We start from the raw sequence: 13,584 nt of genomic DNA, 5'->3' as shown, positions 1-13,584 counted from the left end.
GATTATTCTTTTAATTCTTGCTCAAGTTGTTCAGTAGTTATATAACTAATTAGAACAGCTTTATGTACTCCCTGAAAAACGAACATTGAACCCGCTGCTAAAGCAGAGGCACCAGCTTTTATACCTTTAACAAAGTCAGATATTGTACCTGCTCCACCAACAGCAACTACAGGAATATTTAGCATACTCGAAACTTTTTCAATAAGTTCTAAGTCATACCCCAACATTGTACCGTCTTTATCGATGTTATTAATTACTAATTCACCAAACCCTATTTCCTGTATTAATTTAATACAAGCATCTAGGCTTAAATTCTGCTTTTTCTTTCCACTATTGCTATAAATTTTATAGTTACCCCATATATCTTTTTTTACATCTAAAGACGCAACAATACTTTGGCTTCCATATATTTTAATAGCCTCTTCAATTAAACCCCTATCTGTAAAAATAGTGGAGTTTAAAACTACTTTTTCTACTCCAATATTAAATAGTTGTTCAATATGTTCCATTTTTGAGATACCACCTCCGTATCCGATAGGCATAAATGCCTCTGAAACAATTTCCTTAATTTCTAAAAAATTAGGGCTTGTCCCATTTCTTGTTGCACCAATATCTAAGAGGACTAATTCATCAACTTCTTTTTGATTAAAAATTTTAACTGCATTAATCGGATCGCCGATGTATTTATCTTTTGAAAACTTTACCGTTTTAACCAATCCCCCATCATTTAATAACAAAATTGGTATTATCCTTGTCCTTAACATTACTATTTCTCTAAAAAGTTTCTAAATAAAGTAACTCCGAAACGATGACTTTTTTCAGGGTGAAATTGTGCTCCTATAAGATTATCAACTTCAAACGAAGAAACAAAATCAAATCCGTATGTGGTTTTTGTGAGTACATCCATTTCATTCTGACATTTTACAAAATAGGAATGAACAAAGTAAAACCTTGAGTCATCATCTAACCCATCTAAAATATTTGATGGTTTATTAATATGTATTTTATTCCATCCCATATGGGGAACTTTCAGTTTCGAATCTAAACCAAAATCGAATTTTTTAACTTCTGCCTCAACAAATGACAGACCAGGCAATACACCTTCATCACTAGATTCACACATAATTTGCATACCTAAGCATATCCCTAAAAATGGCTTTTTCTTAACCATAGCCATTTCTTTCAAGACATCCATCAATCCTAAATTTTTAATATTGGTCATTGCTCGGTCAAAATGCCCTACCCCTGGCAAAATAATTTTATCGGCATTTGATATAACATTAACGTCTGAGCTTATTACAGCTTTGACACCTAAATATTTCAACATATTATCAATGGACCCAATATTTCCCATGCCATAATCAATAATAACAACTTTTTGATTTCTATTTTCCATTGTATTGTATACTAAATTCGATTTATCAATTCAACATAACGCGCAGTCAACAACTTGTAATCGTAATTTTCGGAGGCGTTCCTTGCATTAGCACAAATAGCATTATATTTATCCTGATCCATTAAATAGAAAGACAAGATTGCGTCTGCATATGCTTTAGAATCTTTAAATTCTTCAGCTATCCCAATATTAAATTTTTCAATTGGACAATAATTCATTTTAACGTTTGCACAAATAGGTTTCCCACTTGCCATATATTGAAATGATTTACTTTGACTACCACCATATCGAAGAATTGAACTAGGTTTGTAATTAAGAATATTTAAGGAACTTTTACTAAGTATATAGGGTACATATTTTAGTTCTACCCATTTTTGTTTAAAAACAATATTTTTTAATTGCTTTTTTTCGCAATACTGTTCTAAAGTAGATCTATCCTCTCCATCTCCGTAGATTAAAAATTTAATATCAGTTAAATCTTTTAAATGTTCAGCTGCTTCTACTAACTGCATGACGTTATTTGCGAGTCGAATTGATCCAATATAAATAATTTTAAAAATCTGATCATTTTCTAAATCCTCATCTGAAATTTTATAGTTTATTCTATTAAAGTCAAAGTCCTGTAAATCTACTCCGTTATTAATATAGAATACCTTATTAATATCTATCTTACCGCCTTGATCTAAATCCCATTTTTTCTCTTTAACATAATCTTTACCACCTTCCATTGAAAAAATGAGCAAATCAGCTTTTTTATAAAGCCAATATTCAGCCCAATAGGCAAATTTTAATAATGGATTTTTTTTAGACACTAATCCATAAGCAACAAAAGACTCTGGCCACAAATCAACTACATCAACAATAAATTTAGCTTTAATTTTTTTTGCTACATAAAAAGTGATATTTCCAAATGGAACAGCTGCAATGTGCGAAATAAAATCAGGTTTTTCAAAACTAGAAGCATGCCACCAAAGCCTGAAATAAAACTCTAAAATACTATAGATTCTAGCTAATCCATTAGAGCTATAATTAGATGTTCGAATATGAACAAACTTTTGCCCATCTTCATATTCTGAAAATTTATAAGAAGAATTGTCTTCTATTAGATTTATATTAGTATTATGAAGAAAACTCCCACTAATTATCATTACATCAAAACCATGTGAACGTAAATACTGTGCGCGTTTAAGAGTTTGAATTCTAGCCTCATATTTAGGAGGCATTGCCGCAGGATTAATTAACCAAACTTTTTTCACTATAGATTCCAATTATTAATTGCTGTGATAACGCTTGTAATTTCATCTTCTGTCATAACTGGACTTATTGGCAAACTTAATTCTTCATTATGGATATGTTCCGTTATTGGAAATGACATTTCATTGTACTCTTTGTAACATTGTTGCTTATGAGGAGGTATTGGGTAGTGAATTAATGTTTGTACCTCGTTAGATTTAAGATGCTGTTGAAGCTCATCTCTGTTTTTAGAAAAAATTGGAAATAAATGAAAAACATGACTGCTCCAATCAGAAAGTGCTGGAATACTAACCAATGGATTGTTTATTTCACTCATATATCTTCGAGCGACAGATTTTCTTGCTTCAATATCTCTGTCAAGATATTTTAGTTTTACATCAAGTACCGCAGCCTGAATTTCATCTAATCTACTATTCAAGCCCTTATATTTACTCACATATTTTTCACTTGAACCATAATTAGCCAAAGCTCTAATTGTGTTAGCTAAGTTATCGTCATTAGTGGTTACAGCTCCAGCGTCACCCAAGGCTCCTAAGTTTTTTCCAGGATAAAAACTATGACCCGCCGCATCACCAATTGCACCTGTTTTTACATTTCCAAAATAACATCCATGAGCTTGCGCATTATCTTCTATCAGTTTGAGATTGTACTTTTTGCACAAGCTTCCAATTTTATTAGTATAACTGCATTTACCATAAAGATGGACAATCATAATGGCTTTTGTTTTATCTGAAATGACTTCTTCAATTCGATTATCATCAATTTGGAGTGTTTCAGGATCTGGCTCTACAAATATTGGAACTAAATTATTATCAGTAATAGCTAATATAGATGCAATATATGTATTTATTGGAACTATTACTTCATCACCTTCATTCATTAAACCTAATTCTAAATATGCTCGCAAAATAAGCCTTAAGGCATCTAAGCCATTTGCCACACCAATAGTATACTTTGTCCCGATATAATTAGAATAATTTTTTTCAAAATTTTTATTTGCTTCTCCTTGAAGATACCATCCGGAAGAAATTACGTTGTTAACAGCATCATGAATTTCATTTAAAAATTCATCGTTTAGTTTTTTTAGATTTAAAAAAGGGATCATATTATTTTTCAAGTTTTCTTATAAATTTTGCTGGAGTACCAAACCATAACTCATTATCCGGAATATCTTTTGTAACCAAACTACCAGCACCTACCATTGCGTTTTCGCCAATTGTAACACCTCCTAAAATTGTCGACGCTGCGCCAATAGAGGCATTTCTCTTGATTAATGTTCTTTGCAGTTGAAATGGTGTTTTGGCTCTTGGATATTTATCATTAGTAAAAGTAACATTTGGTCCAATCTGAACATTATCTTCAATCGTTATGCCATCCCACAAATAAACGCCGTTTTTTACTGTTACGTTATCTCCTATTACAACATCATTTTCTATAAAACAAAGCGCACAAATATTACAATCATTGCCAATTTTTGCATTTTTGAGCACAACAACATACTGCCAAATATTTGTACTTTCAGGCACTTGTTCACTAAAGCATTCTGCTAATTTATGTACCATTTATTTTTTATATTTTATAAATTCTTGAAAATCTCTAATATAATCAGATTCATCATATACATGCGAAGCCAAAACTAAACATACCGAGCCAGACGAAAAATCATCCAATTCACGCCAAATTCCAGGCACAATTAACAGACCCACATTAGGGTTGTTTAAAAAAAAAGTCCTTTTAATGTGTCCATCATTCAGCGTAATACTAAAACTTCCACTAGCAGCAACAATTAATTGATGTAATTCTTTATGACCATGACCTCCTCTACTTTCATTACCTGGTACATCATATAAATAATATATCCGTTCTATAGGAAACGGTATATTTTTATTTCCTTCTATTATAGTAATATTACCCGCTCTATTGTGTATTTTATTTAATTCAATTAAACTGCATCCATAAACGGTACTCTCTCTCATAACTGCTTCGTTTTTAAAAATAAGTCATAATCTCTAATATAATCTTCGTCAGAAAAAAACGTAGAGCTTGAAACCATTGCCAGAGAATTAGTTGAAAAATTATTCATTTCCCTCCATAATGTTGAAGGTATATAAAGACCATAATATGATCTATTTAATGTAAAAGTTTTCTTTTGCTTTCCATCATCCACAACTACATCAAACCCACCAGATAATGCAACTATAAATTCATGTTGTTCCAAAAAAGCATGCCCACCCCTACTGTGACCTCCCGGCACATCATATATCCAATAGGTCCTTTTGATCTTAAAAGGAATATGATTACTTGATTCTAAAAAAGATAGATTACCTCTTTGGTCCTCAATTTTAGGAAGTTCAATGATTCTAACGTCCTCTAAAAGCATAATAGACTAGTTAAGTATTAGTTATTTTTTTTAAATAATCAGAGGCAACTTTTCTGTCAGTTAAAAGAGAAGCTGTTTCAATAGCTTTACTTGCCAAATTCATTTTATCATCATAGGACATCTGATTAATCGCTATAAAAATATTTTTTAAAGCTTCTACACTTCTTGCCTCACAAAGAAAACCATTTTTACCATGTTTTATAACACCATCTATTCCTTGCCCAATCGTACCAATGGTAATACATCCTTTACTCATTGCTTCAACATAGACTAAACCAAATGCTTCTGGTTTGCTAACCATAACAAAAACGTCATTGTTGATCATTTTTCTTTGCACTTCGTCTCTAGACAATTTTCCAAGCATTGTAACACACCCTTCAAGTTTGAGCTCAATAATTTTTTGTGCAATTTTTTCCTTGAGCATTCCTTCACCTAATATTTCAAGGGTAAAATTCCGTTCAGGAAAAGCCAAATTCACAGCTTCGAGCAAAATATCAATATTTTTCAAAGGTATCAACATTCCTACGAAACAAATTGAGATCTTTTCTCTAGTAAATTTGCCTTTTGGTGTTTCAGATAAAATATAATTTTCAGGAATTCCAGATGGACAAATAAAAGTAGAATATTCTTTACCGAATAAACTAAAAAAAATATTTCTCATCTCATTAAAGCGAAACCCTATATAGTCCAAATTATTTAACAACTTCTTTGAACTCGAACCAAATAAATCTGAAATTACTTTAGGATTTTCATGCAAAACTAATGAAGTTTTAGCATTTGGATAACACTCTTTAAGTTCTGTAATTAAAGGTAATTGTGGATTAAAAAAATGTGAAATAATGATGTCTGGTTGAAAATTTTTATCCAAATTATCTGAGTAAATAATTTCGGCTTGCTTTCGGATAGTACTATTAAAAAACTTAAAGTGCGGAAATATTTTAAAAATTGGTTGACTAATAACATTGATCCCTTCATGAACAAATTCAACCCTTTTATTCAATCGCTCAACTGGAACAAAATCAGTTTGGAAGATTTTCTTTAGCAATGTTTTCATGGTTTTTGCAAAAAAGTAAAAAAAACTTGGAAAAACGGATCTAAAATGAACAACCCTAACATCATGTCCTAGCTTAACCCATTCCTTGACATAGTAATGTACAACAGGAGTGTCGAAAGTACTATTTGGATTTGGATACTCAGATGTCAATATTAATAATTTCATCTTATATTTATATATTTTTTAGAAAAAGAATAGAAAAAATTGAACTTTATGATTTTTTCCAAATCATCTTGTTGATTATACCCGTATAACTTTGGATAATTTTAATTACTTTGGTCGAAACATTCTCGTCTGCATACGCTGGGACAACACTACCCATTTCTCCATTCTTATGCATTTCAACAACTAAATTAACCGCCTGCAAAATCTGTTCGGCTGTTATCGAACCTATTGTAAAAACTCCTTTTTCCATTGCTTCAGGTCGTTCAGTTGATGTTCTTATGGAAACTGCAGGAAAGTTAAAATACGCACTTTCTTCTGGTAATGTTCCACTGTCAGATACTACACAAAAAGCACTTTGCTGCAATTTATTATAATCAAAAAAACCAAGTGGTTCATTCAAAATAACATTGTCGTGAAATTTAAAACCAGTTCTTTCAATATTCTTTTTTGAACGAGGGTGACAACTATAAAGTATTGGGATTTTATATTCCTCCGCCATTATATTAATAGAGTTCATTAGGGAGTTAAAATTACTTTCAATATCTATATTTTCTTCTCTATGAGCAGAAAGCAAAATATATTTACCACCTTTCAGTCCTAAATTTTCTAATACATTACTATTATTTATTTCCTTTATACTGTCGTTAAGTATTTCTGCCATAGGAGAACCAACCACATGAGTATACTCAGGTTTAACACCAGATTCAAGGATATAACGTCTGGCATGCTCAGAATAACACAAATTAACATCGCTTGTGACGTCTACGATTCGACGAATAACTTCTTCCGGCAAATTCTCATCTTTGCAACGATTTCCTGCTTCCATATGAAAGATTGGAATTTTAAGGCGTTTAGCCGAAATCACACTCAAACATGAATTAGTATCTCCTAAAACAATAACAGCATCAGGCTTAATTTCATTCATTAAATCATAAGATTTCGCTATTACATTCCCCATTGTTTGCCCAAGATTCTCACCAACTACATTGAGATAATGGTCTGGTTCATTTAAGCCTAAATCTTTAAAAAAAACTTCATTTAATGAGTAGTCATAATTTTGCCCCGTGTGAACTAAAATATGATCAAAATATTTATCACTCTTTTTTATTATTGATGACATTTTAATAATCTCAGGTCTAGTTCCTACAATTGTCATCAGTTTTAGTTTTTTCATATTATTTTATTAAAAATATTATAATGCTGATACATATCTTTATGATTTTTAATCCATTCAGCTAGTTCAGCAATCATAGTTTCATAATCTGGAATTAAGAAGTTAAACTCATAATTTGTACGAATAAGTGATTTGTCCACGAATATTCCTTCAACAGGATTTATTTTTAAAGAATCACCTTTAAAATAACGATTGAAAAGATTTAAAAGTTCAAATTTAGAAATAGAATGATCTGGCACAGCATTATAAAGTCCGTATGCTTTTTCCAAAGCCGCTTTTTCAATAGTTTTAGCCAACTGAAGTGTTGTTTGACCTGTCCAAATAGACTTAGTATAACCATTAACTTCATCATTTTGATTCATAAACCAGTTTAAAAGACCAATGCCCTTTAAATTAATATCCGGTCCTACAATTGAATTTCTAAACGTAAGATTCTTTGAATCAACAAGTTCACCTAAAGCTTTAGATCTATCATAAAAAGATTCACCATCACAAAAAGCATCTTCAGTATAACTACCTTTCTTACCAGAAAAAACACAGTCTGTACTCATATGAATTATTTGTGTTTCTGAATTAGCAGTTATTTTTGCTAAAAAATGAGGCAAATAAGAATTTATAAAAGAAGCAGAAGCCTTATCGTTCTCTGCAAATTGATTTAGCATTCCAAGACAGTTAACAACAGCATCAAATTCATTTTCAAAAATAATCTTTTTTAGTAATTCAGTGTCAAAAGCATCTCCTACTACACTATCCACATACTTTGATTTTGTTCTAGCAAAACCAAGAACTGAATGACCTTGTTCTTTTAAATATAAAGATATTAAATGGCCTGCCATACCATTGCATCCTAAAATAAAAAAATTCATATCAATTTATTTCTATTTGTTAAGTCTTTCTCTTATATAATCAATTGAAAGCAATTTACTTTTCACCTGCTCAATATCTAAAAGTTCAGTATTGTTACTATTGAATTCTGTCAATAAGTTTCTTCCAGTGTCTCCGTCAACAAAATACTTCGCATAATTAAGATCACGATTATCAGATGGAACTCTATAAAAATTACCCATATCAACAGCATGAGCACATTCTTCATTGGTTAAAAGTGTTTCATACATCTTTTCACCATGACGAATCCCAATTGTCTTAATATTCTTCTTATCATAATCAAACAATTCACAAACAGCTTCTGCAAGAACTCTAATTGTACAAGCAGGAGCTTTTTGCACTAGTACATCCCCTGTTGTTCCATTTTCAAAAGCAAAAAGAACAAGATCAATTGCTTCATCAAGTGACATAATAAAACGAGTCATTGAAGATTCCGTCAATGTAATAGGCTGACTATTAAGGATTTGATCAATCCATAAAGGAATAACTGACCCCCGAGAAGCGATAACATTGCCATATCTAGTACAACAAATTTTAATTTTATCAGGGCTAACAGTTCGCGACCTTGCCACAATTACCTTCTCCATCATTGCTTTAGAAGTCCCCATAGAATTAACTGGATAAGCTGCTTTGTCAGTTGATAAACAAATTACAGTTTCTACTTCTGCTTCAATAGCAGCTGTAAGCACATTGTCTGTACCTATAACATTAGTTTTTACGGCTTCCAAAGGAAAAAACTCACAGGATGGGACTTGCTTCAAAGCAGCAGCATGAAAAATATAATCAACACCATGCATTGCATTTTTAAGACTTGCCAAATCTCTAACATCACCAATGTAATATTTTATCTTATGAGCAGTTTCAGGCATTTTAGATTGAAACTCATGCCTCATATCATCTTGTTTTTTCTCATCACGAGAAAAAATACGAATCTCTCCAATATCAGTGTGAAGAAAACGAGATAATACTGTATTTCCGAACGAACCCGTCCCTCCTGTAATTAACAGGGTTTTATTTGTGAATAATGACATATTTGTAATTAAATAATTTAAATTTTGGGAAGATCTTCTAATCTGTATTTCTTACTTCTTATTAGTACTTGTCTAGTATTCTTAACAAGTGAAAGAATAGTTTTAAAAGAAAATCTATTATAAAAATTGTAAACAAAATTAGTCGCAAGGGAAGCGTCAAAAATATTTTTAATTCCCAATTCTGTTCCTTCAAATCTAATCGAATTGGTAATCACGAATCCAAAAACTTCATTATTTACATAGACTTTTCGCTTCGTAGTACTTAATAACTTATTGAATAAGTCTAACAAATTATGCTGTATGGCAATTTCTCTCAATATTTTTAATTCTCTAACTAAAACATCTTTTTCAAATGTTCCACCTTGAATTAATTTAAATGATGCACGAATTAGTTCTTCGTAAGAAATCGGATCAAATTTACCTGGCCAACCAGGTAAGTCTTGTGCGGTTAGCAAATAATCTGCTGTCATTAAAGTAACTAACGGTGAATATTCTTGAGAAGCCAACTGTTTATGCATTTTTTTTTGAACATTATCCTTGAAGAATTGTTGTGCTTCTTCTTTTGATTTTTTGTCAGTTCGTTGATAGTTTCTTCCTTGTGACTTAACCGTAGTTCCTCCTATGGATAGTGGTTCAGATGTAAAAGCATAGTCTTGAACTTCTCCTGCTAAAACAACACCAGAAAACCCATCCGGAGTAGCACAATAATAAAAACTATTATCGCTAGTTCTAGACTTTACTCTATCTATCAATGCCGTTGAAACTACCGCTTTCATAAATAACATTGGACACTCATCAATTTGATATAAAAATGTACGTGATATTTTATTCAGAAAATTTGTTGAATTAACAAACTCTATTCCTGTATTTTTTTTTCTTTTAACATAGAATATATTTTTACCATTCTCATGATCAGGATAAGTAAATCCAGCTGGGGTCCATGTTAACAATTCTCTTTTTGTACTCAATAAAATCTCATACATACGCCATATACATCCGGGCACAAGTGCATCATCTCCTCCTAAGGCCATTACATATCCGTCTTTAACTTGTCTTAGCGCAAATTCAAAATTCTCTCGCATACCTAGATGTTGCTGGTGAGCAAATAACTTTATACGAGAGTCTTGTTTCATCAGTTCACGAACAACCTCAACAGAATTATCCTCACTCCAATCATCTGATACAATTATTTCAAAGTTGGGATAATCTTGAATCATACAAGTTTTTAACGTATGTATCAAATATTCAGCCCTATCTTTCTGGGGTATTATAACTGTAAATAATGGATAATCTATATATCTATTGCTCATTATGAAAATTTAAAAACTATTAATTATTGATTAATATAACATTTTAGACATAAAAAAATATATCATATTTTCCTTTGCCTTTTAAGACTGTAAGCATACACTAATCTGAAAAAAAGGAATACAAAAAAATAAACAATAAGCTGTAAATTTCCTCCAACATCAGAAAAAGGATATAATTTCATCCCTCCTAACATACAAAGACTCATTACAAAATGAAGAAGGATCAATTGGTGAAAAAGAATCACATTATTGCGAACAATTGTTTTATTCAAAGCAAATATTACAAAAAATATAAAAATAAAAGGTGTGATAATTGGACCAAAATCTAATGTAAAATCACCTACAAATCCGATAAAAACTTCGTCATTAATTTGTAAATTTGGGTATTTAGATCTTCTTTCCCAAAAATTATCAGGTACATTTTCAAATCCTAAAATTTTTTTAAAAAGAGGAAAAGTTCTATCCCCATATCTTATCCCTCCATTATCAAGACCATAGTTATTAAAATAAAGATTTTCCTGACCAGCATAAAAAAAAACAGATGACTCAGAACCAGCATCACTTTCGCCGAAACGACTCACTGTTAATGCTATTATCGGAATAGATGTTGCTATTAACAAAAAAATTCCAATATTCCTTATTATCTTATTTACTTTTGGATTATAAAACTTTCGAAGAGCAAAATAAGTAATAACCATAGAAAGCATAATTTCAATAATTGGACCTCTTTGCCCCAATGATATATTACTTAAAATACTTATTACGCAAGATATAAATAGCCCAATCAGAATAATTTTATTAGGACTACTTAAAGTCAAATAGTAAAAAAACAATAAAATACCGAAGTTTCCGTATGCATTAGAAATAATTGAAGAAAAATTTGATATACTACCATCACCAAGCGAGGTGCTTTCAGCCATAGCTTCATTATATAAATCTTGACCTCCTGCTGAATCAAGTAACAATCTAATAATACTAACAGCAAAATTAGAAACAATATCTGGAACCTGTATTAGTGATGCAATTATAAAAACCATACATACCAAATTTAAATATATGTCAGGCGGTTTCTGAATTTTATTTATTTTATTATAATCATATCTCAAAATAGGAGAAAAAGTCAACATCAACATCAAAAATAAATAAATAAAAGGGAAAATTTCTATACTATTGAATTTGTAATAAGGGTTATTATACAAGCACAAAGACATAATTGCATAAAATAAATAAGAAAACAAAAGTATACTTCCAGCATCAAAACATTTCTTCTTTTTCTGGTATAAAATAATCGCAATAATCCAACCTAAAATAAAAAGAAATATATTTATATTACTTAAAGTTTTTTCTATTGTCATTTTTTAAAAATTTTACTCTTAAAGTAAACCAATAGCTCTTTTATATCTTCTTTCTCGGTGGTAGATAAACCAAACAGCAAAACCAACGATATAACACTTGTTAAAGATAAGATAATAGATGTAGGCAACCTGAATAACACATTGATATTACTTTTTGATAGGTAAAAAATAAAAATAGAGGAAAATAAAGTAATAAAAAAAGCTGGTAATAAAAAGGATCTAAAATATTCAGAGTACTTAAAATCTGAATAGAACTTTATAAGACAAATTAATCTTATACCGTGTGAAGCAATTGCAGCGACAATCATTACTACATAAGTTGAATATGCAGGAAAACCAAGTTTATACAATAAATAGGTTACAGGTACACACAAAAGAGTAAAAATTTCCACAAATATATGATATTCTTTAACTCGACCTATTGCTTGAATAATTATAGAAATAGGATTATTCAATGACATTATCAATGTGTAAATTAAAATAAGCCTAGAAAATAATACTGTTTGATAATCTGTTTTATTTAACCAAAAAAATAACACAGAATTCATTTCAAAAAAAAGAGGAAGAGAAATTATCAATAGCCCATAATATATAACTTTATTACTCAAATTAAAAATTTTATTCAAATACAAAAATGAACCTTCTGAATATGATTTTATCATTTGTGGTCTAAGTGCCATTAAAAAACTAGCTGTTACTGAACTCAAAGCAAAATTAAATTGAAAAGATATTGCTCTAGAAGCGTTAAACAATGGTCCAAAAAAAACATTAATTAAAATCGTAGTTACCTGAGCCATCCCAATACCTGCCAAAGAACCAAACAATGACCAACCGGAAAAAGTTATTAATTCTTTTAACAAAGTAGTCTCCTTTTGCTTCTTATATCGACATTCCTCATATTTAAAGGAACCCAATAGTATGTATGTCAACATAACTAAAAAAGAAATAAAAAAAAGACCAACTCCATAAACAACAAGTCTGTCTTTTGGAACTACAAAAATTATTAAAGCAGCACCGAATTTCAACAAACACTCTGAAGTACTAATAATTGCAAAAATGCTCATATCCTCATGAGCAATAACAGCTGCCGAATAAGGAACTTGAAGAAACGTAAAAATAAATGAAAAAATTGAGAATTGATAAATCCAATTTGCAGCAACAATCCTATCATCTGGTATTACTAGGTAATGATTAATAAACCACAAACCAAATGTTTCTCCAAAAAATACAACAACAAATGATAATACTATATAAATATTAACACTTGTTGAGAAAATATTTCTTAATCTGACTAACTTGTCTTCGCCTATAGTAGCTGAATAATATCTTTGAGTAGCAGTTGAAAAAACACTTGATATACTAATCAACATAGTAACTACTCCTGCGACGACATCATTAATTCCATAATCGACAGATCCAAGAGCTTTAAGAACAATTCTTACTGTATACAAATTAATAATCATAACAATTATCATTCTTGCATACAAAAGAATAGAATTTTTTGCCAAACGACTACTGTTTAGAGCATTCTTATGCATCTATATTTCTTTACTTTTTGATTTTTATACATTATATTTTCA

The 13,584-nt window shown here is 30.4% G+C and carries 14 protein-coding genes; all 14 read right to left on the bottom strand.

Features of this window, described 5'->3' with window-relative positions:
* Positions 1 to 2 precede the first annotated feature (2 nt).
* Entirely contained in the window at positions 3 to 764 is a 762-nt protein-coding gene (locus tag ACZ1AQ_RS11725; RefSeq protein WP_489633075.1) for an AglZ/HisF2 family acetamidino modification protein, read from the bottom strand.
* 2 nt (positions 765 to 766) lie between these two features.
* Positions 767 to 1,396, bottom strand: a complete 630-nt coding sequence (gene hisH / locus ACZ1AQ_RS11720; RefSeq protein ID WP_489633074.1) for an imidazole glycerol phosphate synthase subunit HisH — start codon at positions 1,394 to 1,396, stop codon at positions 767 to 769.
* Positions 1,397 to 1,407: 11 nt separating this feature from the next.
* On the bottom strand, positions 1,408 to 2,652 hold the full coding sequence (locus tag ACZ1AQ_RS11715) for a glycosyltransferase family 4 protein (protein ID WP_489633073.1): 1,245 nt from the start codon (positions 2,650 to 2,652) through the stop codon (positions 1,408 to 1,410).
* A complete protein-coding gene (locus ACZ1AQ_RS11710) occupies positions 2,652 to 3,755 on the bottom strand; it encodes a DegT/DnrJ/EryC1/StrS family aminotransferase (protein ID WP_489633072.1) in 1,104 nt (367 codons plus the stop codon). Before ACZ1AQ_RS11710 ends, ACZ1AQ_RS11715 begins: the two co-directional genes overlap by 1 nt.
* A 1-nt stretch (position 3,756) precedes the next feature.
* The gene (locus ACZ1AQ_RS11705) at positions 3,757 to 4,212 is read right to left on the bottom strand and encodes an acyltransferase (RefSeq protein ID WP_489633071.1); all 456 of its coding nucleotides are present in this window, start codon (positions 4,210 to 4,212) and stop codon (positions 3,757 to 3,759) included.
* The gene (locus ACZ1AQ_RS11700; RefSeq protein WP_489633070.1) at positions 4,213 to 4,626 is read right to left on the bottom strand and encodes a sugar 3,4-ketoisomerase; all 414 of its coding nucleotides are present in this window, start codon (positions 4,624 to 4,626) and stop codon (positions 4,213 to 4,215) included.
* Positions 4,623 to 5,030: a sugar 3,4-ketoisomerase gene (locus ACZ1AQ_RS11695; protein ID WP_489633069.1), complete on the bottom strand. Its 408-nt coding sequence runs from the start codon at positions 5,028 to 5,030 to the stop codon at positions 4,623 to 4,625. Before ACZ1AQ_RS11695 ends, ACZ1AQ_RS11700 begins: the two co-directional genes overlap by 4 nt.
* A 10-nt stretch (positions 5,031 to 5,040) precedes the next feature.
* Complete coding sequence (locus ACZ1AQ_RS11690) at positions 5,041 to 6,249, bottom strand: glycosyltransferase family 4 protein (RefSeq protein ID WP_489633068.1); 1,209 nt, start codon at positions 6,247 to 6,249, stop codon at positions 5,041 to 5,043.
* A 46-nt stretch (positions 6,250 to 6,295) separates the two neighbouring features.
* Positions 6,296 to 7,423, bottom strand: coding sequence for a non-hydrolyzing UDP-N-acetylglucosamine 2-epimerase (wecB, locus tag ACZ1AQ_RS11685; protein WP_489633067.1), 1,128 nt, complete (start codon positions 7,421 to 7,423; stop codon positions 6,296 to 6,298).
* A complete protein-coding gene (locus ACZ1AQ_RS11680; protein WP_489633066.1) occupies positions 7,420 to 8,289 on the bottom strand; it encodes an SDR family oxidoreductase in 870 nt (289 codons plus the stop codon). Before ACZ1AQ_RS11680 ends, wecB begins: the two co-directional genes overlap by 4 nt.
* Positions 8,290 to 8,301: 12 nt before the next feature.
* Positions 8,302 to 9,339 (bottom strand): polysaccharide biosynthesis protein, encoded by a 1,038-nt coding sequence (locus ACZ1AQ_RS11675; protein WP_489633065.1) that lies wholly within the window; start codon positions 9,337 to 9,339, stop codon positions 8,302 to 8,304.
* 17 nt (positions 9,340 to 9,356) lie between these two features.
* On the bottom strand, positions 9,357 to 10,649 hold the full coding sequence (locus tag ACZ1AQ_RS11670) for a glycosyltransferase family 2 protein (RefSeq protein ID WP_489633064.1): 1,293 nt from the start codon (positions 10,647 to 10,649) through the stop codon (positions 9,357 to 9,359).
* A 62-nt stretch (positions 10,650 to 10,711) separates the two neighbouring features.
* On the bottom strand, positions 10,712 to 12,004 hold the full coding sequence (locus tag ACZ1AQ_RS11665) for an O-antigen polymerase (protein ID WP_489633063.1): 1,293 nt from the start codon (positions 12,002 to 12,004) through the stop codon (positions 10,712 to 10,714).
* Positions 12,001 to 13,512, bottom strand: coding sequence for a lipopolysaccharide biosynthesis protein (locus ACZ1AQ_RS11660; protein ID WP_489633062.1), 1,512 nt, complete (start codon positions 13,510 to 13,512; stop codon positions 12,001 to 12,003). The genes ACZ1AQ_RS11665 and ACZ1AQ_RS11660 overlap by 4 nt, the downstream gene beginning before the upstream one ends.
* Positions 13,513 to 13,584: the final 72 nt, after the last annotated feature.

The sequence above is a fragment of the Flavobacterium sp. UM26 genome (assembly GCF_057922445.1).
This window is presented reverse-complemented; position numbering and strand designations above follow the sequence as displayed.

Coding starts and splice junctions, on each gene's coding strand:
- ACZ1AQ_RS11725 (WP_489633075.1), bottom strand. CDS start 764: ATGTTAAGGACAAGGATAATACCAATTTTGTTATTAAATGATGGGGGA.
- hisH (WP_489633074.1), bottom strand. CDS start 1,396: ATGGAAAATAGAAATCAAAAAGTTGTTATTATTGATTATGGCATGGGA.
- ACZ1AQ_RS11710 (WP_489633072.1), bottom strand. CDS start 3,755: ATGATCCCTTTTTTAAATCTAAAAAAACTAAACGATGAATTTTTAAAT.
- ACZ1AQ_RS11705 (WP_489633071.1), bottom strand. CDS start 4,212: ATGGTACATAAATTAGCAGAATGCTTTAGTGAACAAGTGCCTGAAAGT.
- ACZ1AQ_RS11700 (WP_489633070.1), bottom strand. CDS start 4,626: ATGAGAGAGAGTACCGTTTATGGATGCAGTTTAATTGAATTAAATAAA.
- ACZ1AQ_RS11695 (WP_489633069.1), bottom strand. CDS start 5,030: ATGCTTTTAGAGGACGTTAGAATCATTGAACTTCCTAAAATTGAGGAC.
- ACZ1AQ_RS11690 (WP_489633068.1), bottom strand. CDS start 6,249: ATGAAATTATTAATATTGACATCTGAGTATCCAAATCCAAATAGTACT.
- wecB (WP_489633067.1), bottom strand. CDS start 7,423: ATGAAAAAACTAAAACTGATGACAATTGTAGGAACTAGACCTGAGATT.
- ACZ1AQ_RS11680 (WP_489633066.1), bottom strand. CDS start 8,289: ATGAATTTTTTTATTTTAGGATGCAATGGTATGGCAGGCCATTTAATA.
- ACZ1AQ_RS11675 (WP_489633065.1), bottom strand. CDS start 9,339: ATGTCATTATTCACAAATAAAACCCTGTTAATTACAGGAGGGACGGGT.
- ACZ1AQ_RS11670 (WP_489633064.1), bottom strand. CDS start 10,649: ATGAGCAATAGATATATAGATTATCCATTATTTACAGTTATAATACCC.
- ACZ1AQ_RS11665 (WP_489633063.1), bottom strand. CDS start 12,004: ATGACAATAGAAAAAACTTTAAGTAATATAAATATATTTCTTTTTATT.